The organism is Streptomyces erythrochromogenes (genome assembly GCF_040684695.1).
In the GTDB taxonomy this organism is placed as follows: Bacteria; Actinomycetota; Actinomycetes; order Streptomycetales; family Streptomycetaceae; genus Streptomyces; species Streptomyces erythrochromogenes_C.
In genome coordinates this window covers 130,852-154,756 of sequence record NZ_JBFBGM010000001.1, presented here as the reverse complement: position 1 = coordinate 154,756, position 23,905 = coordinate 130,852, and the positions used below count along the sequence as shown (strand labels likewise).

The following is a 23,905-nucleotide window of genomic DNA, read 5'->3' as shown; positions in this document are numbered from 1 at the left end:
CCGAGCGGGTGGGAGGGTCCCGCACGCCACCGCCTATCCTCGCAGGGTGACGGAGCACGTGAACACGGGATTCGAACGCGGTACCGACGGCCCGAAGGTGATCCTGGCCGGGGTGGACGGTTCGGAGTCCTCCCTGCGGGCGGCGGCCTATGCCGCCGGACTGGCCCGGCGGCAGAACGCGCTGCTGGCGCTGGTGTACGTCCAGCCGGTGGTGGCGGCCGGAGCCGCGCTGGGCGCGCCCGTGGCCGACACCACGGGGGAGATCGCGGAGGGCCTGGTGGCCGAGATCCGCGCGTCGGCGGAGCGGCTGAAGGGCATCTACGCGGTGCGCTGGGAGTTCCACACCTTCCGCGGCGACCCCTACGCCGGCCTGGTGAGCGCGGCGCAGGAGCTGATGGCGGACGCGGTGGTGGTCGGTGCCTCGGAGCAGGCGGGCCACCGCATCGTCGGCTCGGTGGCGGTCCGCCTGGTCAAGGCGGGCCGCTGGCCGGTGACGGTGGTCCCCTGACCGGGCCGGCCGCCCGGGCACGGGCGGCTGCGGCCGCCCCGGGAGCGGACTCGGATCCCCGCGGGGCGGGCTCGGATCCCCGCGGGGCCGGCTCGGACCCCTATGAAGCGGACGTGAGGCCGTCCTTGGCCGCGCCGCGGCTGAGGACCGCCTCGGTGATCTCGTCGCGGGCGGCCTCGTAGTCCTCCCGGCCGGGGTTCTTCGCGAGGGCGTCGGGCAGGTGGACGACCCGGCCGGCGGACAGGTCCATCATCTGCGGCACGAACTCGGCCTTGGTGACCTGCCAGCGCTGTCCGGCCGCGGCCGGCGGGGCGAAGGTGAAGCGGCCGATCGAGCCGTAGTTGCCGCGCATGTCGCGGGCGCCCGAGTGGTTGAACATCTCGCCCGCCACCTGGTCGCCCATGCCGTAGACGATCCAGGTCCCGTTGACCTTCTCGTAGGGCTGCGGGATGTGTGCGTGGGTGCCGAGGATCATGTCGATGTCGGGCCGCCCGGCGGTCTGCGAGGCGGTCAGTGCCCGGCCCAGGGACAGCTGGGTCTCGTCCGGCTCGGTCTGCCACTCCGTTCCCCAGTGGACGCTCACCAGCACCACGTCCGCGCCCGTCTTCCGGGCGGCCCGGGCATCGGCGATGATCTTGTCCTGCTTCATCAGGTTGACCGCCCACGGCCGGCCGTCCGGCATGGGGTAGCCGTTGGTGTCGTAGGTGTACGCGAGGTGCGCCACCTTGGCCGAGCCCGCCGTGTACGTGGTCACCGTGGCCGCCTCGGCCGCCGTGCGGGCCGAGCCTGCGTGTTTCAGGCCGACCTTGTCGAAACGGTCCAGCGTGCGGCGCAGCCCGGCCTCGCCGTCGTCGAGGGTGTGGTTCGAGGCGGTCGAGCAGCCGTCGTAGCCGGCGTCCTTCAGGCCGTCGGCGACTTCCGGCGGGGACTTGAAGGCCGGGTAGCCGGAGAAGGGCCCGCCCTCCTCGCCGTAGATCGTCTCCATGTGGCAGAGGGCCAGGTCGGCCCCCGAGACCAGGGCCTTGACCCCGGCGAACATGGGCCTGAAGTCGTAACCGTCGTCCTGCGCGTCGTCCGCCGCCCGATGGATGACCGAGTTGTGCGGCAGTACGTCGCCGCTCGCGACCAGGGTGAAGCCCTTGGCGGCGGGCGCCCCCGCCGCGCTGGAGGGGGCCGGCGGGCCGGATTCCCCGAGGCGGGCGGGGGCGGTGTCCCCGGCGGCCGAACAGCCCGCCGCCGCCGCGGACAGCAGGAGGGCGGACAGGAGGGCGGCCGCCCTCGGCCGGGTGCGCGTGGTCATCAATCGGCTCCCATTTGTATGACTATCTGACATGTCATCATCTGCAATCCATATAACAACACGCAGTAAGTCAAGGACCGGCTCCGCAGCGGGCCGGCGAGCCCACTCCGACGGCGGACACGGCCGTGCCGTCTGCCGTTCGCCGCGCCGTTCGACCGTTCACCGACCGGCGCGGCCGCCCGTCGGACCACCCGGGTGCTTGGGCGCAACGCCGGGGTCTGACGGTTCCGGGTCGGCCCGTCGCAGGTCAGGGTGGACGGGACAGCGCCCCAAGGACCCCCACGCACCCCGGAAGGAGCCACTCGTGCCGCTCTCCCCCACCCTCCCGCGTACGGATCCCGAGGCGCTGGCCGAACTCCAGCGCGACCACGGGCGGGCCCTGTTCGGATTCCTGGTCGGCCTCACCGCCGGCGACGCCCAGCGCGCGGAGGACCTCGTGCAGGAGACCCTCGTACGGGTCTGGCAGCACCCGGAGGCCCTGGCCAGCGGGCACGACTCCATGCGTCCCTGGCTGTTCACGGTGGCCCGCCGGCTCGCGATCGACGCCCGGCGGGCCCGGCTGTCACGGCCGCTGGAAGTGGACCCCGAGGGGCTGGAGCACGCCCCCGCGCCCGTGGACGCCGTGGCCGGGTCGGTCACCGCGATCGACGTCCGGCGGGCCGTGGGGTCGCTCGGTCCGGAGCACCGCGAGGTGCTGCTGCAGGTCTACTTCCGGGACCGGTCGGTGGCGGAGGCGGCCGCCGAACTCGGCATCCCGGCCGGAACCGTCAAGTCCCGCACCTACTACGCCCTGCGCGCCCTGAAGAAGGGCCTCCAGGGCTACGGCTACGGTCTCGGCGCCTGAGGAACGCGTCCCGGAACGCCGCGAACGGATGCGGACCGGACAAAAACCGCCGCGAATTCGACATAAGACCGTCCAAGTTGAGTAAACATCCCCCGCTCCGACAGCCGCTCGGTGAAGGCTCGGTGCTGACGACGGGACGCTCGACGCGCGGGAGAAGGTGGAACGGTGCAGCCCGAGAGTACGAACGGCACCAGTGACGGTGGGCTCGCGGTGCCCATGGCCTGGCTCTACGCCGAGTACATCGCCGACGAACTGCTGCGCACGGGCAGGCTGATCCCGGTCAGCACCCTGGAGTTCCGCGCCGGACGGGACACGCTGGCCCTGACCATCTACCTCTCCGACGCGGCCGGCGAGCTGTCCGGGATCCGCGTGGTCTCACAGCTCGACGAGTGGCTCTCGCTGACGGCGTACGGGCACCCCTGGCGCGACTGGGTCCACACCCGCTTCCTCGACCTGGGCGAGGCGGCCCGGGAACGCGGCCGCGGCGAGGACCCCGACCTGGAACTGGCCCGGGCGGCGTGGCGCTGGCTGGACGGCACCGAACTGTTCGCGACCAATCTCGACCCCGGGCGGCACGGGCACGAGGACTCCCCGCCGGGACTCGACGAGAACGCGCGCGTGTGGACCCCGGCCTGGCAGCTCGGCCTGCCCCTGGGCCACCTGGCGATGCACCTCTTCTGACCGGCGGGAGACCCGCCGCTAGGAGGACCTGTCGGCCGGATCCATCACCAGGCCCGTGAAAGCGGCCTCGTTGCGCTCCGCCCGGCGGACGTACCACCGGGCGATCAGCCACATCACCGGGTACACGAGCAGGCCGAGCACCAGCCAGACGAGCGGGCCCGACCGGGCCCGCGGCACCACGAACACCAGCGGCAGCGAACCGACCAGGGCCGCCAGAGCCGCCAGCGCCCCGAGGCCCGCGCGCAGCTGACTGCGCATGAGGGCCCGTACGTAGGTGGCCCCGAGGGTGGTCTGCTCGGAGATCTCCGAGCGGGCGGGGGTGTGGGCGGGCGCCCGGCGGCGGGCCCCCCGGGGCACCCCGGTGACGATCTCGCGCCGTGGCGGCGGCGTCGGCTGCTGGGCCATGGTGCCGGAGTCTACGCAGGGCCCCGCTATTTGAGGAGGCGTGAGAGCCGCCGGTCGGCGAGCGGCTTCCCGCCGGTCTGGCAGGTGGGGCAGTACTCCAGTGAGGAGTCCGCGAAGGACACCGAGCGGATGGTGTCCCCGCACACCGGGCACGGCTCGCCCGCCCGGCCGTGCACGCGCAGCCCGCTCTTCTTCTCGGCCTTGAGCTTCCCGGCGGCGACCCCGTGCGCCCGGCCGACCGCCTCGCGCAGGGTGTCCCGGACCGCGGTGTGGAGCTGCGTGATCTGCTCCTCCCCGAAGGAGGAGGCGAGCTTGAACGGCGACACCCGGGCGGCGTGCAGGATCTCGTCGCTGTAGGCGTTGCCGATGCCCGCGATCACGCTCTGGTCGCGCAGGACGCCCTTGATCTGGCGCCGCTCCCCCGCGAGGAGCGCGGCGAAGGCGTCCCGGTCGAAGTCCTCGGCGAGCGGATCGGGGCCGAGGCGGGCGATGCCGGGCACCTCCCGGGGGTCGTGGACCACGTACACGGCGAGCCGCTTCTGGGTGCCGGCCTCGGTCAGGTCGAAGCCGCCCCCGCCCTCGAGTGCGACGCGCAGGGCCAGCGGCCCCTTGCCGGGCCGCGGCGGCTGCTCCGGCAGGGTGTCCTGCCAGCGCAGCCAGCCGGCCCGGGCCAGGTGGGTGACGAGGTGGAGCTCACCGATCCGCAGGTCGAGGAACTTCCCGTGGCGGGCGACGGCGCCGGCGGGCTGCCCTTCGAGGGCGGTGGGCGGCGGGTCGTAGGTCTTGAGCACGCTCACCGCGAGCGGGAGGACGCGCGCGACCACCCGCCCGGCGAGGTGTTCGTCGAGGTACTCGCGCAGGGCCTCGACCTCGGGCAGCTCCGGCATGGTCCCAGCCTGCCGCCGCCTCAGGCGAAGCGCGAGCTGGACACGGGGCCGGGCGAGGCGACGCGGTCCCGGGGTCCGGTGAGCCAGCCGGGGGCGACGCCTGCGGCGAAGGTGCGGAAGGCCCCGTCCGGATCGGGCGGGGTCGCCCCGTCGCCGCCGTCCGGAGCCGGGTCCGCCGCGGCGACGTCCCGGGCGATCTCCTCCTCGGGCCGCTCGTCCTCCCGCCAGGGCGGAACCGCGTACTGGCACAGCAGCGTGCTGAAGTCGGCGCTCACCGCGGGCGGATCGGTCCAGCAGGTGGCGTGCTCGGCCAGGATCTGGCCGGGCGTGCGCGTGTGCAGCGTGCGGACGAGGTCCGGGTCGGCCTGGTTCAGGTCGTAGGCGACGACGAGGGTGTCGGTGCGGTCCGGGTCGTACGGGACGGCGGGCAGCCCGAGCACCGCGGCGGCGGCGAGGCCGAGGATCCGGTCGGACCGGCCGGGCAGCAGCGAGACGGTGGCGGGGCTGGTCCCCGCGGCCTCCAGGGCGAGCCCGAGGCGGGCCAGGCCGTGGCGGCACTGTTCGTGGGTGTCGCCGAGGTAGGCGTACCGGCCGGTCATCCCGGCGTCCCAGCCGTACGGGGACAGGGTGGCGAGCAGTCCGCCCGTGAGGCCGTAGTGCCAGCCGCGCAGGTCGGCGGGGCCGAACGGGTCGGGGTGGCCGGCGCCGCGCTGGACGCGGCGGGACTGCCCGCTGCGCAGGACCTGGCGGGCCTGGCGGTCCCGTGCGGGCGCCCACTGCGGGTCCTCGGGCTCGGGCAGGCCGGTCACCAGCCGCTCGGCGGTGTCCAGGTCCCCGGCGAACAGGGTGTTGTGCACGAGGAGGTAGGTCTCGGGCCAGGCGGGCAGCCGGTCCCCCCGGCCGGCGAGCAGTGCGGCGGCCTCCGCGTGCCGGCGCTCGTCCTCCAGGGCGGACACCAGTTCGGCGAGGAGCGTGCGCGAGTCGGGGAGCAGACCGAGGGCCTCGCGCAGCGGTGCGACGGCGAGGAAGGAGATGCCGCGCTCGACGCAGGCGTACCCGAAGTCGTAGAGGGCCTGGGGTTCGCGGGGCCGCTTGGCGGCCTTGCGGGCGGCGTCGGCCAGGTCCTTGAACCCGGCCTTGTCGGCCAGGGCCCTGACGGCCTTGGCGAGTTCGGCGATCGGTGCCGTCTCGGCGTGCGGCCGCAGGGACCGGACCGCTCCGGGCAGATCGTCCTGCTTCAGCAGACGGCGTACTTCGTCCATGGTGTGGGTCATCGCCGCTGATCCTCGACGACCCCCCGCCGCCCCGCAACGGACTTTCTCCCGGAGCCCGGCCGCGGGACCGCCCTCAGCCCACGACGAACTCGCACCACACGCACTTGCCGCTGCCGCGCGGCTCCACGCCCCATACGTCCGCCAGCCGGTCCACCAGCATCAGCCCTCGGCCGGAGACCCCCGATTCACCGGCCTCCCGTCGCCGCGGGAGCGCGCTGGAGCGGTCGGCGACCTCCACGCGCAGCCGGTGTTCGTGGCCCGCCAGGATGCGCAGGGTGACGATCGCGGGGCCGTCGGTGTGCATGAGGGCGTTCACGATCAGCTCGTCCGCGACCAGTTCGATCTCGTCGGCCCGCTCCCGCGCGCCCCAGGCGCGGACCGCCGCCCCGATCATGTGGCGGGCGGCGACGAGGGCCTCCGGGTCTCCCGGTGCCACGTGCTGCTGGAGCCGGCCGCCGCCGGGCGGGGCGGGGGCGGGCCGGCGGCGCAGCAGCAGGAGGGCCATGTCGTCGTTGCCGCCGCGGTCGGTGACGATCTCGCACAGCCGGTCGGCGAGGAGCTGCAGGTCGGCGGGGCCGCTGCGGATGTGGGAGGTCAGGACGTGGATCCCGTCGTCGAGGTCGGCCCCGGGGTGTTCGACGAGGCCGTCGGTGCACAGCAGGAGCGTTTCTCCCGGGTCGAGTTCCACAGTGGTCACCGGGTACTCCAGCCGGCCGAACTCCGCGGAGAGGCCGAGCGGCATGCCGCCGCCCACCGGGAGCCGGTGGCAGTCGCCGTCGCGGGTGCGCAGCAGCGGGTCGATGTGGCCCGCCCGGACCATCTGGAGCACCCCCGTGGAGAGGTCGGCCTCCACGTACGTGCACGTGGCGAAGCGCTCGGTGTCCAGCTCGTGCAGGAAGACGGACGCCCTGGCCATGACGGTGCCGGGCGAGTGTCCCTCGGCGGCGTACGCGCGCAGGACGATCCGCAGCTGGCCCATGACGGCGGCCGCGTGGGTGTCGTGGCCCTGGACGTCGCCGATGACGGCGCCGACGCGGCCGCCGGGCAGCGGGATGACGTCGTACCAGTCTCCGCCGATGTCCTGGCCCATCCGGGCGGAGCGGTACCGTACGGCGATCTCCCCGCCGGGCACCGCGGGGATCCGCCGGGGCAGCATGGCCTGCTGGAGGCCCTCGGCCAGGTCGTGCTCCTGCTCCAGGAGCATGGCCCGCTGGAGGCTCTGGGCGATGCTGCTGCCGAGGGCGACGAGCAGGTTGCGCTCCTCCTGGGTGAAGCCGTCCTTGTCCTGGTAGAGCAGGCCGATGGCGCCGATCGGGCGGGCCTGGGCGATCAGCGGCAGGTAGGCGGCGGCCGAGATCTGCATGTACGAGATCTTCGTCCAGAGCGCGGGGTAGTCCCGGGCGAACTCCTCCGCGGTGTCGAGGAAGCGGGGCTGGAGGGAGCGGACGACCTCGCTCATCGGGTACTGCTCGTCGATGCGGGTGTAGCGGGTCCCGGGGACGAAGCTGCCCTCCGGGCCTTCGGCGACGAGGTGGATCCGCCCGGCCTCGACGAGGCCCATCACCATGCCCATCGAGCCCAGCCGTTCCAGGCCGTGGGCGTCGCCGAGCGCGTCGATGACGTCCTGCACGGTCCGGGCGTGCGCGAGGGCCGCGGTCGTGCTCTCCACCACCGAGGTCTGCCGGCGCCGCTCCTCGTCGAGTCCGAGCCGTTCGGCCGAGTGGCTCAGCTCCTCGGTCGCGTCCCGGACGATGCCGATGATCCGGTGCGGCCGCCCTTCGGGGCCGCGCATGACGCGGCCCTGGGTGTGCGTCCAGCGCAGGCGCCCGTCGCGGCAGCGGATGCGGAAGTAGGCGCCGTAGCTGTCGACCTCGCTCTTGAGCGCGGCGGAGACCATGGCGTCGAGCCGGGCCGATTCGGCCGGCGGGACGCGCGGGGAGAGCGAATCGGGCCGGCCGTCGTACTCGTCGGAGGTCAGGTCGAAGACGTCGAGGGCGGCTTCGTCCATGTGCATGAGACCGGTGACCAGGTCCCAGTCGAAACTTCCCATGCGGTTGAGCGAGAGCGACCGGTCCGGGTGTGCGGGCCAGTCGTCCGGCAGCGATACGGTGGTCGGCACCGGTCCACCATGACACACGGGCCGGTCAGGCGCTCTCCAGCGACTGGCTCCCGTCGGACGGCGCCGGCTGGAGGTCGGGGTCGGCGTAGGGATCCGTGGAGGGGTTCGCGTACGGGTCGGAGTAGGGGTCCGCGTACGGATCCGTATAGGGGTCCGCGTAGGGGTCGGCGTAGGGATCGGCGTACGGGTCCTGGGGATCGCCGGGCTGCGTGGTCGACCCGTCGGGGTACGGCGGGAGCGCGGGATCGGCGGGGTCCTGCGTGAGCGGGTCGGTCGGGACCTCGGACGGCGGCCGCTTCTGGGGCTGCTGCGGCTGTCGCGGCCGGGTGGAGGGGTTCAGCGGGACGGCGGGGCTCTGCTGGGCGTTCGTGCCCGGTGAGCTCTGCGGGGCCGAGGGGTCCGCCGGGCAGTCCGCCGCCCCGGATCCCGGGGTGCTCGGGCAGGGGGCGGCCGAGGCGGCGCCGGAGGCGGCGGGGCCGCTGGGAATGCCGTCGGCCGGGTCGTAGGGGGGCAGGGCCTGCGGGGTCCGGTCCTGGGCGCCGTCGTCGCCGCGCTTGCGCTCGATCCAGGTGTTGTTCGCGATGTTGACGATCACCAGGTTGTTGATCACGTGGGTGGTGGGTTCGATCACGACGACCTGGTTGGCGTGGTAGCCGTTCCACGGGTCGCCCTTGTGCACCGGGCTGCCCTTGGCCGCGCGCGGGGAGCCGAGCGGGTTTCCGCAGCCGCACCGGACGCGGGGCATGCCGTGCTCGTCGACCAGGACGGCGGTGCCGGCCTGGAGGACGGACTGGTAGCCCTCGGCGCGGCCCCCGCGGAAGCCGTGGTTGGTGACGCGGGTGTCGGCGCGCAGCACGACGGGGGTCAGGCCGCGCAGGAAGTCGGGGATCTTGGCCTCTGCGATTCCGGACGCCTCGGCGAAGGCGCGGGCCTTGTCGCTGTCCTCGGTCAGGTATCCGACCTGTTGCTCCACGTCGCAGCTGCCGAGCCGCTGGGTGCCGCCGTAGAGGCCGGGGGTGGCCGCGTTGACCGTCCGGATGCCCTGCCCGGTGGGGTTGGGCAGCGGGGGCTGGACGGGGGCCGACTCGCCGGTGGCCGAGGAGGCGGTGAAGGGGTCGGGGCCGGCGCTGGCCACCGGCTGGAGGTGGACCTCCTGGCTCTCGGGTCCGGCCGCGCTCGTCGGCTGCTGGTGCCCGCCGCAGGCGGCGGCGAACAGGCCGAGCAGGGCGAAGAGGGCGGCGCCGGCCGGTGCCTGACGACGCGACGCCTGACGAGGTGTCGGAAGTGACGGTCCGTTCACAGATTTCTCCCTTTTCGCCCCGATTACTTCCTCTTGTCTGCCGCATCCGCACGGGAGCCGCAACCGGAGCGCGTCTTGAACATGTTCAAGGAACCTCGTAGGCTCACTCCTGCGCCTTGAACGTGTTCAAGGCGTTGGTCGGCCGGCCCGACACCGACCGGCATCTCCCCGACAGGAGGACCCGCCGTGACCCGCCTCATCAGCGTCGGCCGTGACACCCTCACCTACCCCGACAGGGGCGCGACGGCCCACCGCCCCCTGCCCGCCGGATACCGCCACCTGCGCCACCGCACCCGCCTGGGGTACGGCCGGGCCGTCTTCGAGTCCGCCGGGGCCGCCGTGACCACCTTCCACGCGCACCGGGCCGCCGGCCTGCGAGTGCGGGCCGGCGTCGGCGCGGCCTCGCCGGGCATCCGCGTCGTCGTCGGCATCGGCCGCGGCCCCCTGCGGGTGGACGCGCCCTGCGAGGTGGTCTGGACGGCGTACGAGCCCGCCCGGATCGGTTTCGCCTACGGGACGCTGCCGGGACACCCCGAGTGCGGCGAGGAGTCCTTCGTCGTCGACATGGACCCCGACGGCACGGTGTGGTTCACGGTGACGGCCTTCAGCCGCCCGGACCGCTGGTACACCCGCCTCGCCGGACCGGTGGTCCCCTTCTTCCAGGAGCACTGCGCCCGCCGGATCGGCAGCCGGCTGCGCAGACTGGCCGGGGCCGGGCGGCCGGCCGGATACTGGAGGCGATGGACTGGTTCACGGCGCCCGGGTACTGGCTCGCCCGGCTGGTCTTCCAGCGGGCCCTGGCCGGCGTCTACCTCGTCGCCTTCGTAGGGGCCGCACTGCAGTTCCGCGCCCTGATCGGGGCGCACGGCATGCTGCCCGTGCCGCACTACGTACGGTACGTGCCCTTCCGGCGCGCCCCGAGCCTGTTCCAACTGCACTATTCCGACCGGCTCTTCGCGGGGTGCGCCTGGACCGGTGCCGCGCTGGCCGCGGCCCTGGCCGCCGGGGCCGGGGACGAACTGCCGCTGGCCGCCGCCATGGCCCTGTGGGCCGCGCTGTGGCTGCTCTACCTCTCCATCGTGAACGTCGGCCAGACCTGGTACTCCTTCGGCTGGGAGTCGCTGCTGCTGGAGGTCGGCTTCCTGGCCGTCTTCCTCGGCAACGCCCGGACCGGGCCGCCCGTGCTCGTGCTGTGGCTGCTGCGCTGGGTGCTCTTCCGCGTGGAGTTCGGGGCCGGGCTGATCAAGATGCGCGGGGACCCGTGCTGGCGGCAGCTCACCTGCCTCTACCACCACCACGAGACGCAGCCGATGGCGGGGCCGCTGAGCTGGTTCTTCCACCACCTGCCCAAACCCCTGCACCGGGTGGAGTGCGCCGCCAACCACGTGACGCAATTGGTCGTCCCGGTCCTGCTGTTCACTCCTCAGCCGGTCGCCTCCTACGCCGCGGGGGCGGTCATCGCGACCCAGCTGTGGCTCGTACTGTCCGGCAACTTCGCCTGGCTGAACTGGCTGACGATCACCCTCGCCGTGTCGGCCGTGGACTTCACCGGGCTCGCCGGGCCGCCCCCGGCCGCCGCCTCACGGCCGGCTCCGGTGTGGTTCGCCGTCCTGGTCTGCGCCGTGACCGCGCTGGTCCTGTTCCTCAGCCGCCACCCGGTGCTCAACATGATCTCGCGCCGCCAGGTGATGAACCGCTCCTTCGACGCGCTGCACCTCGTCAACACCTACGGGGCCTTCGGCTCGGTCGGCCGGGTCCGGATGGAGGTGGCGGTGGAGGGGACCGCGGACCGGGTGCCGCGCGAGGACGGTGCGTGGAAGGAGTACGGCTTCAAGGGCAAACCCGGTGAACCGGGCCGGCTGCCGCGCCAGTTCGCCCCCTACCACCTGCGCCTGGACTGGCTGATGTGGTTCGCGGCGATCTCCCCCGGCTACGCGCGCGACTGGTTCGGGCCGTTCACGGAGCGGCTGCTGGCGGGCGACCGGGACACCCTGCGACTGCTGCGCCACAACCCCTTCCCGGACGCCCCACCCGTGTACGTGCGGGCCCTGCTCTACCGCTACCGCTTCACCACCTGGCGGGAGCTGCGCGAGACCGGCCACTGGTGGCACCGCACGCTGGTGCGCGAGTACCTCCCGCCGACCCGGCTCGCGCGGGCCCGGCCGTCAGAGCCCGAGTAGCGCCGCCTCCCGTTCGGCGTCGATGCCGGGGGCCGGCCGGTCGCTCCGCTGCGGGGGCCGGCCGCCGAGGGTGCGCAGCCAGGCCCAGGTGTCGGCCACGGTCTCCTCGACGGGGCGGCACTTCAGGCCCGTCTCCAGCGCCCTGGTCACATCGCCGCCGAACATGTGGTCGTAGGACTCGCCCTCGGGGAGCCAGACCGGGAGCTCGGTCCAGGGCTCGACCCCGGCCGCGACGATCGGCGCCGGGTCGGTCCAGCGCAGTTCGGCGCCGCCGCCCGTCACGGCGGCGCAGGCGTCGAGGAGCGCGCCCATGGTGGCGTGCCCGAGCGGCGAGACCAGGTTGTAGGGGCCGCCGAGCCCCGCCTCGGCGGCGTCCAGGGTCCAGCGCGCGAGGTCGCGGACGTCGATGTACTGGATCGGGAGTCCGCGCGGGCCGGGGGCGAGCACCGGGCCGCCGCGCGCCATGCGGCCGAGCCACCACGGCAGCCGGCCGACGTTCTCGTACGGGCCGAGGATCAGCCCGGCCCGGACCAGCAGGGCCCGGTCCGCGAAGGCGTCCAGCGCGGCGAGCTCGCCGCCCCTCTTGTCCTCGGCGTAGGCGGTCGCCCCGGCGTCCGGCGAGCCCTCGACGAGGAGGCCGTCCTCGCCCTGCCCGGCAGGGGCGGGGTAGGCGTACACCGAGCGGCTGGAGACGTACGCGTACCTCCCGGCCCGGCCGCTCAGCAGGCGGGCGCTGTCGCGCACCGCCGTGGGGGCGCCGCCCCAGGTGTCGACGACGAGGTCCCACCCCCCCTCGGCGAGGGCGGCCAGGCCCCCGGGGGCGGTGCGGTCCCCGTGCAGGGCACGGGTGCCCGGCGGGGGTGCGTGGTGCCCCCGGTGGAAGACGGTCACCTCCCAGCCCCGGGCGAGGGCGTCCTCGGTGATCGCGCGTCCGACGAATTCGGTACCACCCAGCATCAGCAGCTTCATGCGCCCACCCTGGCCCGGCGGGACCGGGCCGCGGAAGCGGTGATCGCTCTCGGCGATGACGCTCAGGGCGTAGAGATCACCGGCCGGACGGGGCAGCGCCCCCGGTGCCGGTGGGCACGAGGGGGCGCTTGCACCGCTCTGCGGGTCGGTGCGGAGGCTACGCGGACACCACCTAGTCGATGCCGGGCAGGATGTGGGCTTCCGCCAGGTCGTCCTCGTACCCGGCCAGCCGGATCGGGGCGGAGCGCGCCCAGACCTCCAGGCTTCCGAGTTCGTCGGAGCGCTTCTTGGCACGCGATCCGGTCCGCTCCAGCAACTTCGGTTCGGGCTTTGTCTTTTCAGTCACCGCGCACTCCTCTGTGTCGCGCAACCCGGCATGCTGACCGCGAGCCGGGCAAGGGATCAAGGGTTCCGGACGCGGTGGCGTCTTGGTGGAGCGCGGCCCGGATGGGGGCCGTCTTGATGCCCCAGGGTACACATATGAGCGGACCTCCGCTCGATAGGAAGGCAAAATCCGCTGCGCCCTCTCAGTTTCGTCCCGAGTTCAGCAAGTCGTCGGCCGGCGGGTGGGTCACGGATGGTGTGCTCGGACCCGAATGCGCGGGGCGCGACGGAGGAGGTCGACGGTGGCGGGTTCCGGAGCGGCGGAGACCGAAGTCCCGTATTTCACAAGCGTGGTTGAGCTGATGGAGCTGCTGCGGGCCGGTCGCGGCGATCACGCCCTGCGGACCGCGGCGCTGCTCCGGCGCTCCCACCCCGCCGACAAGGAACTGCAGCTCGCGGGCTTGCTCCAGGACATCGGCCGGATGCTCCGTCCGGGTGACGGAGCGCGACACGCCGTACTCGCAGCGCAGGCGCTGCGCCCCCTGCTGGGCGAGCGGGTGGCCCGGCTCGTACGGCTCCAGGCGCCGGCCCCGGCGGCCGGCGGGGCCGGCCTGCCGGGCGAGGACGCGGAGGCGGTGGCCGCCCTGCGCCAGGCCCGCGAGGCGGCGGGGGCGTCGGGCCCGGACGCGGGCGTACTGGAGGACTGGCGCGGGCTCCTGGAACTGGTCGCGGCCGGATCCTGCCGGGCGGGGAACGCGACCGGCCCCCTCGGTTCACCGAGGGGGCCGGTCAGCGGCACGCGGTAGGGCGGGGGCCGCCGGTTACCAGTTCGCCGGGGCGTAGTCCTTGAGGAAGACGCCGAACAGGTCCTCGCCGGCCTCGCCGCGCACGATCGGGTCGTAGACCCGGGCGGCGCCGTCGACCAGGTCGAGAGGGGCGTGGAAGCCCTCCTCGGCGAGGCGCAGCTTGTCGAAGTGGGGACGCTCGTCGGTGATCCAGCCGGTGTCCACCGAGGTCATCAGGATCCGGTCGGCCTGGAACATCTCCTGGCCGCTGGTCCGCGTCACCATGTTCATCGCGGCCTTGGCGGCATTGGTGTTCGGGTGTCCCGCACCCTTGTAGCCGCGGCTGAAGACGCCTTCCATCGCCGAGACGTTCACGACGTACGCCCGGCCGACGGCGGACTTCCGGGCGGCATCGGCCATGGCCGGCCGGAGTGCGCTGATCAGGATGAACGGCGACGTGTAGTTGCACAGCTGGGTCTCGAGCAGCTCCACCGGGGAGATCTGGTCGATGGTCTGGACCCAGGTGTTGCTGTCGACGACGTCGGGCAGCAGGCCGCCGGCGTCGATGGCGGTGCCGGCGAGGTGCCGCTCCAGGCTGGCGTTGCCGGCGACCAGCGCGAGGTCGGCGACCTTCTGGGCCTCCAGTCCGCTCACCCCGACGGGCAGCGCCGCCAGGCCGTCGACCGCGCCGGAGTTGAAGGCGCCGATGACGTGGTGGGCGGGGAGCTCACCGGCGGGCAGCGGGGCGGACTCCCCCTCGACCAGCGCCGCGTAGGCGGTGGGCAGGCGGCGCACGGTCTGCGTCGCGTTGTTGATCAGGATGTCGAGCGGGCCGGCCGCCGCCACCTGGTCGGCGAGGGCCACGGCCTGGGCCGGGTCGCGCAGGTCGATGCCGACGACCTCCAGGCGGTGCATCCAGTCCGCCGAGTCCTCCATCGCCTTGAAGCGGCGGATGGCGTCCTTGGGGAAGCGCGTGGTGATCGTGGTGTGGGCGCCGTCGCGCAGCAGCCGCAGGGCGATGTACATGCCGATCTTGGCGCGGCCGCCGGTCAGCAGCGCGCGCTTGCCGGTGAGGTCGGCGCGGGCCTCGCGCTTGGTCCGGTTCACGACGGCGCAGTCCGGGCAGAGCTGGTGGTAGAAGTAGTCGACCTCGACGTACCGCGTCTTGCAGACGTAGCAGGAGCGCGGGCGCTGGAGTATCCCGGCGATCCGGCCGGCCTCCGTGACCGAGGAGGGCAGGATGCCCTCGGTCTCGTCGTCGATGCGTTCGGCGGAGCCGGTCGCGGTCGCCTCGGTGACGGCCTTGTCGTTGGCGGTCTTGGCGGCGCGGCGTTCCTGGCGGCGGCGCTGCTTGACCGTGCGGTAGACGCCCGCGGTGGCGCGGCGCACGGCGATGGCGTCCGGGTGGTCCACGTCGATCGTGTCGAGTTCGGCGAGCACGTCGAGGCAGAGCGCCAGCCGCTCGGGGTCGATGCCCGGTCCGTGGGCCTGTGCCTGGTCGTGGCTGTCTTCGGTCACCGTCATGGCCGCTGCCGTTCCTTGGTCACTCGTCCGCATCCGCCTGCTGCGGAGGTCCTCAAAAGGGGAACTGTACGGATCGGACACGCCCCGAGCCAAACCCGCGGCCCGCGACCTCACGCACCGCGAACACCCCGTCACCGTACGGGATCGCGTGGTCGCCGTGGGGCGCGGTAGGGGTGGCGCTGCGCTGGTGGGAGGGCCACGCTGCGTACTCCCGTACTACGTCGGGAGTATGACTCGTGACCACCTGTGGGCGGAGGAATAGCGCAGATGGGTCGGGCATTGTGGAGCTTATGAGTGCACTGGCGCTGTCGGTCCTGCTCTGCCTCGTGTCCGCCGTGGCGTACGCGGGCGGCGCGATCGTCCAGGAGAGGGTCGCGGCGAGTACGCCGGACCGGCGGTACGCGCCGTTGCGCCGCGGCGGCTGGTGGGTGGCGGTGGGGCTGAACGGCCTCGGCGCCCTGCTGCACGTGGTGGCGCTCGCCTACGGTCCGCTGAGCCTGGTGCAGCCGCTGGGGGCGCTCACCATCGTGTTCGCGCTGCCGATGGCGGCGGTCTTCGTACGGCGCCGCGCGGGTGCGGCGGCCTGGCGCGGGGCGGTACTGGCCACGGTGGGACTGGCGGGCCTGCTGGCGCTGACCGGCGGTGCCGGGCGGGCGGAGCAGTCCCTGGCGGGGGACGAGCGGAGCCTGCTGCTCGTGGTGACCGGGACCGCCGTGGCCGTGCTGTTCCTGGCGGCGCACCGGATGCACCGGGCGGTGCTGCACAGCGTGCTGCTGGCCGCGGCCGCCGGTACGGCCTTCGGCATGGCCTCGGTGTTCACCAAGTCGGTCGCCGAGAACGTCGGACCGGGTGCGCCCGCCGGCCTGTGGCCGGACCTGGTGGCGATCGCGGTGCTGGCCTCGGGCGGGCTGCTGCTGTCCCAGGCGGCCTACCGGGGCGCCGGCCTGACCGCGCCGCTGGCCACGGTGACGGTGGTCAATCCGGTGGTCGCGGCGACGGTCGGGATCATGCTCTTCGACGAGGGCTTCCGCCACGGGGCCGCGGGCACGGCGGCGGCGCTGGCCTGCGCCGTGCTGGCGGCGGCCGGCCTGGTCCTGCTCACGGCCGTGCCGCCGCACACGCGCGGGTCAGATACGGACGCCGTGGCCGCGCAGGTACTTCAGGGGGTCGACGTCGGAGCCGTAGCCGGGGCCGGTGCGGATCTCGAAGTGCAGGTGCGGGCCGGTGCTGTTGCCGGTCGAGCCGGAGCGGCCGATCCGCTGGCCGCCGGAGACCTGCTGGCCGGACTTCACGCCGAGCGCCGAGAGGTGGGCGTACTGGGAGTACCGGCCGTCGGTGTGCCGGATGACGACCTGGTAGCCGTAGGCGCCGGCCCAGCCGGCGGAGACGACCTCGCCGGGCCCGACGGACTTGACGGTGGTGCCGGTGGCCACGGGGAAGTCGACGCCCGTGTGGTAGCCGCTGGACCAGGAGGATCCCGAGACGCGGTACGCGGTGCCGAGGGCGGCGTCGACGGGGGCGGAGAACCCGCCCGTGGCCGGCTTCTGCTGCGCTGAGGCGGGCTGGGGTTCGGCCTTCTCCGCCGGCTTTTCGGCGGGCTTCTCGGCCGGTTTCGGGGCCTGCTTCTCCGCCGGCTTCGGCGCCGGCTGCTCGGCGGGCTTCTCCGCGGCCGGCTCCACGGGCTTGACCGGATCGGCGGTCCGCGGCGGCTTCTCCGGGTTCTGCGCGGGCGGGGCCGGCGGGGCGGTGGTGACCCGCATCGTGAGGCGCTGGCCGGGGAAGATCAGGTTCGGGTTGTCGCCCACGACGGCCCGGTTGGTCTCGTAGAGCGCCTGCCAGCCGCCCTCGACGCGCTGCTCGGTGGCGATCGCGGACAGCGAGTCGCCCGGCGCGACGACGTACGGGTTGGGCAGGACCTGGGTACCGGTCGGGCGCGGCGCGGTGCCCGCGACCGGGGTCGCCTTGACCTCCTGGGTCCGGGGCTGCGAACCGGCCTGGGGCTGCGCGGGGACCTTCGCCGTGACCTGCGCGGCGAGGGCGGGTGACGGGCCACCGCGGGTGAGGCCGGCCCCCTTGCCGCAGTGCGGCCAGGCCTGCGGCCCCTGCCCCTTGAGGACCTTCTCGGCGACCGCGATCTGCTGTTCCTTGGTGGCCAGGTCGGCGCGCGGGGCGTACGTGGTGCCGCCGAAGGCCCGCCAGGTGCTCTGGCTGAACTGGAGTCCGCCGTAGTAGCCGTTGCCCGTGTTGATGCGCCAGTTGTTGGTCGACTCGCAGGCGGCGACCTTGTTCCAGGTGTCCACGGAGGCCGCTTCGGCCACTCCCGCACCCATCAGCGGGAGCGCGATCCCCGCGCCTCCCGCGGTGACGGCCAGCGAGGCCCGGTTGATGCTGCTCGGCTGATACCGGCGGTGCCGGCCCCGTACGCCCATGGGAGCCCCCCATTCGAGACATCAGGAATCGCACAACGTAACGTCGGGATCATTGCATGACAAGGGAGCAACGGGGCACTGTTCAGCGGAACTTGACAATGACACGGCGGGCGTCGGCGCCGTACGGGCCCCGGCGGGGTAGCGTCGGGCACAGCCCGCACACCGAAGCACGCAGGAGCGCACAGATGAGCACCAGCACGGCCCAGATCGGCGTCACCGGCCTCGCAGTCATGGGCAGCAACCTCGCCCGCAACTTCGCCCGCAACGGATTCACCGTGGCCGTCCACAACCGCACCGTCGCCAGGACCACGGCGCTGGTGGAGGAGTTCGGTCACGAGGGCGCGTTCGTGGCCGCCGAGTCGGCCAAGGAGTTCGTCGATGCGCTGGAGCGCCCCCGGCGCATCGTCATCATGGTGAAGGCCGGGGATCCCACCGATGCCGTGATCCGCGAGTTCGCCCCGCTGCTGGAGGAGGGCGACGTCATCATCGACGGCGGCAACGCGCACTTCGAGGACACCCGGCGACGGGAGCGGGAACTGCGCGAGCAGGGGATCCACTTCGTGGGAGTGGGCATCTCCGGCGGTGAGGAGGGCGCGCTGCTCGGCCCGAGCATCATGCCCGGCGGCTCCGCGGAGTCGTACGCGTCGCTGGGCCCGCTGCTGGAGAAGATCGCGGCCAAGGCCGCCGACGGCACGCCGTGCACCTCCCACATCGGCCCCGACGGCGCCGGACACTTCGTCAAGATGGTCCACAACGGCATCGAGTACGCCGACATGCAGCTCATCGCCGAGGCCTACCACCTGCTGCGCGAGGTCGCCGGCTACTCCCCCGCGAAGATCGCGGAGACGTTCCGGGACTGGAACCGGGGCCGCCTGGACTCGTACCTGATCGAGATCACGGCGGAGGTCCTCGCCCACACGGACGCGGCGACGGGGAAGGCGTTCGTGGACGTCGTGGCCGACGCCGCCGAGCAGAAGGGCACCGGGCGCTGGACCGTGCAGATCGCCCTGGACCTGGGGGTTCCGGTGTCCGGGATCGCGGAGGCGGTGTTCGCCCGCGCCGTCTCCGGCCACGCGGACCTGCGGACGGCCGCGCGCGGGCTCGCGGGCCCGGCGCCCGCCGCGCTGTCGCCGGAGGCGGCGGACGCGTTCGCCGCGCAGGTGGAGGAGGCCCTGTACGCGTCGAAGATCGTCTCGTACACGCAGGGGTTCCACCAGATCCGGGCGGGCAGCGAGGAGTACGGCTGGAACGTGGACCTGGGCGCGGTGGCCTCCCTGTGGCGCGGCGGCTGCATCATCCGGGCGGCGTTCCTCGACCGGATCCGCGCGGCCTACGACGCCAGGCCCGACCTGCCGAGCCTGCTGGCGGACGAGCGCTTCGCCGAGGAGATCGGGGCGGCGCAGGAGGGCTGGCGGTCGGTGATCACGGCGGCGGTGGGCGCGGGCATTCCGGTGCCGGCCTTCGCCGCTTCACTGTCGTACTACGACGCGCTGCGCGCGGAGCGGCTCCCGGCGGCCCTCACCCAGGGCCAGCGGGACTTCTTCGGGGCCCACACCTACCGGCGGACCGACCGCGAGGGCTCGTTCCACACCCTCTGGAGCGGCGACCGCTCCGAGGTCCGTACCGACTGACGCCGCCGCTCAGCTCCAGGGCCCGGGCTGCGGGATGGGCGCGGGGCCCGGGGGCGGGGGCACCGGGTCCGGCTCCGGTACGGGCCCGGGGACGGGCGGCACGGGACGCGGGATCGGCTCGGGGTCCGGGAACGGAGTGGGGGCCGGCGTCGGATCGGGCCCGGGGGCCGGCGGCTGCGTGGCTTCCAGTTTTCGCACCATGTACGGCGCTTTCCCGCGTTTGCGTCCCGTACGCCCCTATGGCGCCGCCGAGAGGGCGAGCGCGGCGGCCAGGCCCGGCCGGGGACTGGCCAGGACGGGGGTTCCGGTCGTGGCCAGTCCGGCGGCGCCGGCCATGGATGCCTGGGCCAGGACGATGACGTCCGCACCGGTGACGGTATCGGCGGCCTCGGCCACCCGGGTGAGGTAGCCGGCGGTGTCCCCCGCCTCGAAGCTGTCCCAGGCGCCGGCGACGAGGTGGGTGGCGACCGACACGGGCCGCCCTCCGGCCTCCTCGGCGAGCAGTTCCGCGGTCGGGGCGAGGGTGGACGCGAGGGCGGCGAGGACGGCGATGCACGGGCCCGTGCGCACGGCCGCGGCCGCCATCGGCCGGTCCACCCGCAGCACCGGGGCGCCGAGGGCCGGGGCCTGCGCCTCGGCGGTCGCCCCGATGGTGGAGCAGGTGACCAGCACGGGGCGCGGCCCGGCTCCGGCGAGCAGGTCCCGCAGGGCCGGGGCCACGGACGCCGGCCCGTGCGCGCGGGCTCGGTCCAGCAGCTCCGGCACCACCAGGTGCCGCAGTACGGCCCCCGGGTGGTGCCGGTCGCGCAGCGCGTCGAAGACGGGGACGTGCACCGGCGAGGTGTGCAGCAGGGTCAGGTCGGCGGCCGTCACCACCGGGTGGAGTCGGCCGCCAGTTGTGCCTTGGCGGCCGCGACCACCTCGGCCGGCGCGACGGGAGCCTCGTCGGGGTGTTTGGCGGCCCAGCTCGCCGCATACGGGCAGAGCGGCACCACGGGAACGCCCTCGGCTCCGGCGAGTCCGTAGAAGGTCCGCACGAGGCCTCCGGCGATGCCCCGGCCCTCGTGGCCCGGCTCGACAACCGTGTGCACCGCCACCAGGGCGTGGGGCGGCTCGGCGAGCACGAAGTAGGCGATGTACCCGACCGCCGTCCCGTCCTCGACGGCGAGCAGCCGCCCGGCCTTGCGCTCGTCCTGGAACTCGATCGGCGCGTTCGGGCCGTTCGGGCTGTTCGGGCTGTTCGGGCTCTCGGGCATGGTCCCCGGCTCCTTCTCTGACTTTTCGGAGGCTTATCGGGCGGCGACGGCGTGGGGGCTGCGCTCCTGGTCCGTACCCGGTACCGGTGCGGAGGGGTCGGCGCCCAGTTCGACGATCCGGTTGTCCGCGTCGACGTGCACGACGCGGGGCTTCAGCGTCCGGGCCTCGGCGTCCTCGACCTGGGCGTAGCTGATGAGGATGACGAGGTCTCCGGGGTGCACCAGGTGCGCGGCGGCGCCGTTGATCCCGATCACGCCGGATCCGCGCTCGCCCTCGATGACGTAGGTCTCCAGCCGCGCGCCGTTGGTGATGTCCACGATGTGGACGAGCTCCCCGGGGAGCAGATCGGCAGCGTCCAGCAGGTCGGCGTCCACGGTCACGGACCCGACGTAGTGCAGGTCGGCCTGGGTGACGGTGGCCCGATGGATCTTGGACTTGAACATCGTACGCAGCATGGAGAAACTCCCGGATTGTCGGCTCCCTGCCCGCTTTATGCAGGTCAAGGGCGTTCTCCGCAGCCTACAGCGCTTCGCCCGCCGGGTCAGCAGTCCGCCGGATTCCGGCCGGGTTCATGCGGGGACGCGCAGTCCCGCCAGGAGCCGGTCGAGCGCCCGCTCCGCGTCCTGCGGGTCACCGCCCCGCGCGATCCAGAGCGCGGCCTCGTTCATCGCCCCCGAGAGCAGCCGGGCCAGGGGTTCCACCGGCTGATCGGCGATGACCCCGGCCGCGGCGAGCGCCGCCAGGGCCTCGGTGAGGTGCCGGGCGGAGGACTCCTCGTCCAGGCTCCGCCACTCGTCCCAGCCCAGCACCGTCGGGGCGTCGACCAGCAGGATCTGCCGCACGGCGGGGTCGGTCCCCGCGGCCAGGAAGGCCCGGCAGCCGGCCCCGAGCTGTTCCCAGAGGTCGTCGTGCCGCTCGGCGGCGGCCGCGACCCGGTCGCCCAGATCCTGTTGGACCTGGGCGACGACGGCCCGGAAGAGCCCCGCCTTGCTGTCGAAGTGGTGGTAGGCGGCCCCCTTGGTGACCCCGACGGCCTGCGCCACCTCGGCCAGCACCACGTGGTGGTAGCCGTCGGCGGAGAACCGCCGCCGCCCTTCGGCCAGCAGTGCCCGCCGCGTGGCCGCCCGCTGCTCGGCCCGGTTGACCGCCATCACACGTACCGCCTTCCCATTTCACATACCGGGGGTATGCTAACCCTATGGTTCACATACCCAAGGTATGCGAAATGGACGGAAGGCCCCTGCCATGACGAACGAATCCGCGATCGCGAACCGACTCGGCTCCTTCTACCCGGTGCTCGCCACGGGGGACGTCGCGGCGTCCCGCGACTTCTACACCCGCCACTTCGGCTTCGAGGTGACCTTCGAGGCGGACTGGTACGTCAGCCTGCGCCGCGCGGACGCGCCGCAGTACGAGCTGGCGCTCCTCGACCCCTCCCACCCGACCGTCCCCGAGGGCCACCGGGCCGCTCTTTCGGGCGGCCTGCTGCTGAACTTCGAGGTGGACGACGTGGACGCCGAGTACCGGCGCCTCGTGGTGGCGGGCGGCCTGTCCGCGCTCTCGCCGCTGCGGACCGAGGAGTTCGGCCAGCGCCACTTCATCGTCGGCGCCCCCGACGGCGTGCTGATCGACGTCATCACCGTCGTCCCGCCGAATGAGGAGTACGCAGCCCAGTACACCGCCGCCTGACCCCGCCCCCGCATCAGGCATCGGCACATCCATGGACATGTAGGGCCGGAACATGACGAACTCCTCGCACCGTGCGCGCCGTTACAGTGGGCGACGGCGTCAGTCGGTTCGACCGCAAGGGAGCGGGAACCGCGCGAAGGAGGCTTTGCATGCTCGAATGGAAGCGGGTCCGCTCCGGCATCCGTCCCGTGCCCGATCCGACCGCGACGTCGATGGTCTGGGCCGTCGCGGCCGCCACCGCCTTCGCCCTGGTCGCCGTCTTCAACTTCCTCGACGGAGAGGGCGACCCCACCCTCGACCTGGTCGCGATCTCCATCACCGCTGCCCTGGTCAGCACGGGAGCACGCCTCACCGCCGCACCGGGGACCGCCCTGCTGTGCTGGCTCGTGCTCAACGTCTACGCCACCGCCCCCATCGGCGCCCTCACCTGGGAGGCCCCGTACGACCTCGGCCGGATCGTGTGCCTCCTCGCGGCCGCCGGCACGGGGACCGTCCTGGCCCGGCTCGCTCACGCCCGGTCCGCCTACCACCGACTGACGCCGTAGGCCCCGGACCGGACGAACGGCGAACGGCGAACGGACGCCCCGCCGTCAGAGCAGGCTGCCGAAGAACCCGCGCACGTCGTCCACGAGGGCCTGCGGTTCCTCCATCGCGAGGAAATGGCCCCCGCGCTCGAGTTCGGTCCACCGCACGACGTCGTGGTCGCGTTCGGCCCAGCGGCGGACGGTCACGTCGTGGGTGGAGAGCAGGACGGCAGTCGGGACGGTCCCGCGCCCACCGGCCGCCGCCGCTCCCGGTGCGTCGTCCGCGTTCTCCTCCTCGCCCCACGTGCCGGCGGAGATCTCCTCGTAGTAGATCTGGGCGGCCGAGGCGGCGGTACCGGTCAGCCAGTACAGCGCGACCGCCGTCAGCATGCGGTCCCGGTCGATGCTGTCCTCGGGCAGCCCGTCCGCCGGGGCGGTCAGCTCCTTGAACTTCTCCACCATCCAGGCGAGTTGGCCGACCGGGGAGTCCGTGAGCGCGTAGCCGACCGTCTGCGGCCGCTTGGAGTTGCACTGCAGGTAGCCGTCGTTGAAGTCCTGCATGGCCTGCCGGCGCCGCTCATCGGCCTCGGTGAGGCCGTCCGTCTCGCCCTCCGCCCCGACCGGGAACGTGAGCAGGGCGTTGACGTGGACACCGATCACCCGCTCCGGGGCCTGCGCACCCATCCGGGGGGCGACCCAGGAACCGGTGTCGTAGCCGTGCACGCCGTAGCGCGCGTAGCCGAGGCGGGACATCAGCCGGGTGAGGACCGCGGCCATGCGGGCCGCGCCCATTCCGGGCCCCGCGAGAGGGGTGGAGAAGCCGAATCCCGGCAGTGAGGGAATGACCAGGTGGAAGGCCTCGGCCGGTTCGCCGCCGTGTGCCCGGGGGTCGGACAGCGGGCCGATGACGTCGAGGAAGTCGGCCACCGAGCCCGGCCAGCCGTGCAGCAGCACCAGCGGCGTGGCACCGGGCTCGGGCGACCGTACATGCAGGAAGTGGACGTTTTGCCCCTCGATGTCGGTCAGGTACTGGGGATGGGCGTTCAACTCGGCCTCGTGCGTCCGCCAGTCGTAGGCGGTGAGCCAGTGTTCGGCCAGGCCCTTGAGATAGGCCACCGGAACGCCGCGGCTCCAGCCGACACCGGGCAGTTCGTCCGGCCAGCGGGTGGCGGCGAGGCGGGAGCGGAGGTCGTCGAGCCGGCTCTGGGGGACATCGATGCGGAACGGCGCCATGCCGGGGATCGTGTTCGTCATGGCCGGGACGCTAGGGTGCGC

The 23,905-nt window shown here is 73.5% G+C and carries 23 protein-coding genes and 2 pseudogenes; 10 read left to right on the top strand and 15 right to left on the bottom strand.

Annotation, left to right across the window (positions count from 1 at the left end; all coding sequences use genetic code 11):
• Positions 1-46 precede the first annotated feature (46 nt).
• The gene (locus tag AB0O53_RS00615) at positions 47-508 is read left to right on the top strand and encodes a universal stress protein (protein WP_350991921.1); all 462 of its coding nucleotides are present in this window, start codon (positions 47-49) and stop codon (positions 506-508) included.
• Between the two features lie 100 nt (positions 509-608).
• Here AB0O53_RS00615 and AB0O53_RS00610 read toward each other — a convergent pair whose 3' ends face one another.
• Entirely contained in the window at positions 609-1,808 is a 1,200-nt protein-coding gene (locus AB0O53_RS00610) for a CapA family protein (protein WP_365192410.1), read from the bottom strand.
• 304 nt (positions 1,809-2,112) lie between these two features.
• Here AB0O53_RS00610 and AB0O53_RS00605 point away from each other — a divergent pair, with 304 nt between their 5' ends.
• A complete protein-coding gene (locus tag AB0O53_RS00605) occupies positions 2,113-2,652 on the top strand; it encodes a sigma-70 family RNA polymerase sigma factor (protein WP_350991917.1) in 540 nt (179 codons plus the stop codon).
• Between the two features lie 216 nt (positions 2,653-2,868).
• Positions 2,869-3,333, top strand: coding sequence for a hypothetical protein (locus AB0O53_RS00600; protein ID WP_350992076.1), 465 nt, complete (start codon positions 2,869-2,871; stop codon positions 3,331-3,333).
• 18 nt (positions 3,334-3,351) lie between these two features.
• Here AB0O53_RS00600 and AB0O53_RS00595 read toward each other — a convergent pair whose 3' ends face one another.
• From AB0O53_RS00595 to AB0O53_RS00575, 5 genes are all read right to left on the bottom strand, one after another.
• Positions 3,352-3,738, bottom strand: a complete 387-nt coding sequence (locus tag AB0O53_RS00595) for a hypothetical protein (RefSeq protein WP_350991915.1) — start codon at positions 3,736-3,738, stop codon at positions 3,352-3,354.
• Between the two features lie 26 nt (positions 3,739-3,764).
• On the bottom strand, positions 3,765-4,625 hold the full coding sequence (locus AB0O53_RS00590; RefSeq protein WP_365192408.1) for an Fpg/Nei family DNA glycosylase: 861 nt from the start codon (positions 4,623-4,625) through the stop codon (positions 3,765-3,767).
• A gap of 20 nt (positions 4,626-4,645) precedes the next feature.
• Positions 4,646-5,899, bottom strand: coding sequence for a hypothetical protein (locus tag AB0O53_RS00585; RefSeq protein ID WP_365192406.1), 1,254 nt, complete (start codon positions 5,897-5,899; stop codon positions 4,646-4,648).
• A gap of 73 nt (positions 5,900-5,972) precedes the next feature.
• Positions 5,973-8,036, bottom strand: a complete 2,064-nt coding sequence (locus AB0O53_RS00580; RefSeq protein ID WP_350991909.1) for a SpoIIE family protein phosphatase — start codon at positions 8,034-8,036, stop codon at positions 5,973-5,975.
• A gap of 7 nt (positions 8,037-8,043) precedes the next feature.
• The gene (locus tag AB0O53_RS00575) at positions 8,044-9,318 is read right to left on the bottom strand and encodes a DUF6777 domain-containing protein (RefSeq protein ID WP_350991907.1); all 1,275 of its coding nucleotides are present in this window, start codon (positions 9,316-9,318) and stop codon (positions 8,044-8,046) included.
• A 186-nt stretch (positions 9,319-9,504) separates the two neighbouring features.
• Between AB0O53_RS00575 and AB0O53_RS00570 the strand changes: the two are divergent.
• Positions 9,505-10,035 (top strand): annotated as a pseudogene (locus AB0O53_RS00570) (DUF1990 domain-containing protein); the annotation flags it as partial.
• Between the two features lie 23 nt (positions 10,036-10,058).
• Positions 10,059-11,498, top strand: coding sequence for a lipase maturation factor family protein (locus AB0O53_RS00565; protein ID WP_350991905.1), 1,440 nt, complete (start codon positions 10,059-10,061; stop codon positions 11,496-11,498).
• Here AB0O53_RS00565 and AB0O53_RS00560 read toward each other — a convergent pair.
• Both AB0O53_RS00560 and AB0O53_RS00555 read right to left on the bottom strand, forming a co-directional pair.
• Positions 11,484-12,467, bottom strand: a complete 984-nt coding sequence (locus AB0O53_RS00560) for an NAD-dependent epimerase/dehydratase family protein (RefSeq protein WP_365192403.1) — start codon at positions 12,465-12,467, stop codon at positions 11,484-11,486. The two genes, AB0O53_RS00565 and AB0O53_RS00560, sit on opposite strands and share 15 nt — an antisense overlap.
• A 172-nt stretch (positions 12,468-12,639) precedes the next feature.
• Positions 12,640-12,813: a hypothetical protein gene (locus tag AB0O53_RS00555; RefSeq protein ID WP_350991901.1), complete on the bottom strand. Its 174-nt coding sequence runs from the start codon at positions 12,811-12,813 to the stop codon at positions 12,640-12,642.
• Positions 12,814-13,153: 340 nt separating this feature from the next.
• Between AB0O53_RS00555 and AB0O53_RS00550 the strand changes: the two genes are divergently transcribed.
• Positions 13,154-13,597 carry a hypothetical protein gene (locus tag AB0O53_RS00550; RefSeq protein ID WP_365193117.1) on the top strand — a complete coding sequence of 148 codons (444 nt, stop codon included), beginning with the start codon at positions 13,154-13,156 and terminating at the stop codon, positions 13,595-13,597.
• Between the two features lie 15 nt (positions 13,598-13,612).
• Here the strand turns inward: AB0O53_RS00550 and AB0O53_RS00545 are convergent, their stop codons facing one another.
• Positions 13,613-15,100, bottom strand: coding sequence for an SDR family NAD(P)-dependent oxidoreductase (locus AB0O53_RS00545; RefSeq protein WP_365192400.1), 1,488 nt, complete (start codon positions 15,098-15,100; stop codon positions 13,613-13,615).
• A gap of 290 nt (positions 15,101-15,390) precedes the next feature.
• On the opposite strand from AB0O53_RS00545, the pseudogene AB0O53_RS00540 reads away from it, so the two are divergent.
• Positions 15,391-16,203, top strand: a pseudogene (locus AB0O53_RS00540) (DMT family transporter); the annotation flags it as partial.
• Positions 16,204-16,227: 24 nt separating this feature from the next.
• On the opposite strand, the gene AB0O53_RS00535 reads toward AB0O53_RS00540, so the two are convergent.
• Positions 16,228-17,529 (bottom strand): transglycosylase family protein, encoded by a 1,302-nt coding sequence (locus tag AB0O53_RS00535; RefSeq protein ID WP_350991897.1) that lies wholly within the window; start codon positions 17,527-17,529, stop codon positions 16,228-16,230.
• 185 nt (positions 17,530-17,714) lie between these two features.
• Here AB0O53_RS00535 and gnd point away from each other — a divergent pair, with 185 nt between their 5' ends.
• Positions 17,715-19,160, top strand: a complete 1,446-nt coding sequence (gnd, locus tag AB0O53_RS00530; RefSeq protein ID WP_350991895.1) for an NADP-dependent phosphogluconate dehydrogenase — start codon at positions 17,715-17,717, stop codon at positions 19,158-19,160.
• A gap of 237 nt (positions 19,161-19,397) precedes the next feature.
• Here the strand turns inward: gnd and AB0O53_RS00525 are convergent, their stop codons facing one another.
• The 4 genes from AB0O53_RS00525 to AB0O53_RS00510 form a co-directional block, all read right to left on the bottom strand.
• Positions 19,398-20,036: an arylsulfatase gene (locus AB0O53_RS00525; protein ID WP_365192398.1), complete on the bottom strand. Its 639-nt coding sequence runs from the start codon at positions 20,034-20,036 to the stop codon at positions 19,398-19,400.
• Positions 20,030-20,416, bottom strand: coding sequence for a GNAT family N-acetyltransferase (locus tag AB0O53_RS00520; protein ID WP_365192396.1), 387 nt, complete (start codon positions 20,414-20,416; stop codon positions 20,030-20,032). Before AB0O53_RS00520 ends, AB0O53_RS00525 begins: the two co-directional genes overlap by 7 nt.
• 33 nt (positions 20,417-20,449) lie before the next feature.
• Positions 20,450-20,872: an aspartate 1-decarboxylase gene (panD, locus tag AB0O53_RS00515; protein ID WP_350991891.1), complete on the bottom strand. Its 423-nt coding sequence runs from the start codon at positions 20,870-20,872 to the stop codon at positions 20,450-20,452.
• Between the two features lie 114 nt (positions 20,873-20,986).
• Complete coding sequence (locus AB0O53_RS00510; RefSeq protein WP_350991890.1) at positions 20,987-21,568, bottom strand: TetR/AcrR family transcriptional regulator; 582 nt, start codon at positions 21,566-21,568, stop codon at positions 20,987-20,989.
• Positions 21,569-21,662: 94 nt separating this feature from the next.
• On the opposite strand from AB0O53_RS00510, the gene AB0O53_RS00505 reads away from it, so the two are divergent.
• Both AB0O53_RS00505 and AB0O53_RS00500 read left to right on the top strand, forming a co-directional pair.
• Complete coding sequence (locus AB0O53_RS00505; protein WP_350991889.1) at positions 21,663-22,106, top strand: VOC family protein; 444 nt, start codon at positions 21,663-21,665, stop codon at positions 22,104-22,106.
• Positions 22,107-22,255: 149 nt separating this feature from the next.
• Complete coding sequence (locus AB0O53_RS00500) at positions 22,256-22,651, top strand: hypothetical protein (protein WP_350991887.1); 396 nt, start codon at positions 22,256-22,258, stop codon at positions 22,649-22,651.
• Positions 22,652-22,696: 45 nt separating this feature from the next.
• Here AB0O53_RS00500 and AB0O53_RS00495 read toward each other — a convergent pair whose 3' ends face one another.
• Complete coding sequence (locus tag AB0O53_RS00495) at positions 22,697-23,884, bottom strand: epoxide hydrolase family protein (protein ID WP_350991885.1); 1,188 nt, start codon at positions 23,882-23,884, stop codon at positions 22,697-22,699.
• Positions 23,885-23,905: the final 21 nt, after the last annotated feature.

Excerpts from the sequence above, each read along its gene's own strand:
- AB0O53_RS00610 (WP_365192410.1), bottom strand. The coding sequence starts at position 1,808 with ATGACCACGCGCACCCGGCCGAGGGCGGCCGCCCTCCTGTCCGCCCTC.
- AB0O53_RS00600 (WP_350992076.1), top strand. The coding sequence starts at position 2,869 with ATGGCCTGGCTCTACGCCGAGTACATCGCCGACGAACTGCTGCGCACG.
- AB0O53_RS00595 (WP_350991915.1), bottom strand. The coding sequence starts at position 3,738 with ATGGCCCAGCAGCCGACGCCGCCGCCACGGCGCGAGATCGTCACCGGG.
- AB0O53_RS00590 (WP_365192408.1), bottom strand. The coding sequence starts at position 4,625 with ATGCCGGAGCTGCCCGAGGTCGAGGCCCTGCGCGAGTACCTCGACGAA.
- AB0O53_RS00585 (WP_365192406.1), bottom strand. The coding sequence starts at position 5,899 with ATGACCCACACCATGGACGAAGTACGCCGTCTGCTGAAGCAGGACGAT.
- AB0O53_RS00565 (WP_350991905.1), top strand. The coding sequence starts at position 10,059 with ATGGACTGGTTCACGGCGCCCGGGTACTGGCTCGCCCGGCTGGTCTTC.
- AB0O53_RS00560 (WP_365192403.1), bottom strand. The coding sequence starts at position 12,467 with ATGAAGCTGCTGATGCTGGGTGGTACCGAATTCGTCGGACGCGCGATC.
- AB0O53_RS00550 (WP_365193117.1), top strand. The coding sequence starts at position 13,154 with ATGGAGCTGCTGCGGGCCGGTCGCGGCGATCACGCCCTGCGGACCGCG.
- AB0O53_RS00545 (WP_365192400.1), bottom strand. The coding sequence starts at position 15,100 with ATGACGGTGACCGAAGACAGCCACGACCAGGCACAGGCCCACGGACCG.
- AB0O53_RS00535 (WP_350991897.1), bottom strand. The coding sequence starts at position 17,529 with ATGGGCGTACGGGGCCGGCACCGCCGGTATCAGCCGAGCAGCATCAAC.
- gnd (WP_350991895.1), top strand. The coding sequence starts at position 17,715 with ATGAGCACCAGCACGGCCCAGATCGGCGTCACCGGCCTCGCAGTCATG.
- AB0O53_RS00520 (WP_365192396.1), bottom strand. The coding sequence starts at position 20,416 with ATGCCCGAGAGCCCGAACAGCCCGAACAGCCCGAACGGCCCGAACGCG.
- panD (WP_350991891.1), bottom strand. The coding sequence starts at position 20,872 with ATGCTGCGTACGATGTTCAAGTCCAAGATCCATCGGGCCACCGTCACC.
- AB0O53_RS00510 (WP_350991890.1), bottom strand. The coding sequence starts at position 21,568 with ATGGCGGTCAACCGGGCCGAGCAGCGGGCGGCCACGCGGCGGGCACTG.
- AB0O53_RS00505 (WP_350991889.1), top strand. The coding sequence starts at position 21,663 with ATGACGAACGAATCCGCGATCGCGAACCGACTCGGCTCCTTCTACCCG.
- AB0O53_RS00500 (WP_350991887.1), top strand. The coding sequence starts at position 22,256 with ATGCTCGAATGGAAGCGGGTCCGCTCCGGCATCCGTCCCGTGCCCGAT.
- AB0O53_RS00495 (WP_350991885.1), bottom strand. The coding sequence starts at position 23,884 with ATGACGAACACGATCCCCGGCATGGCGCCGTTCCGCATCGATGTCCCC.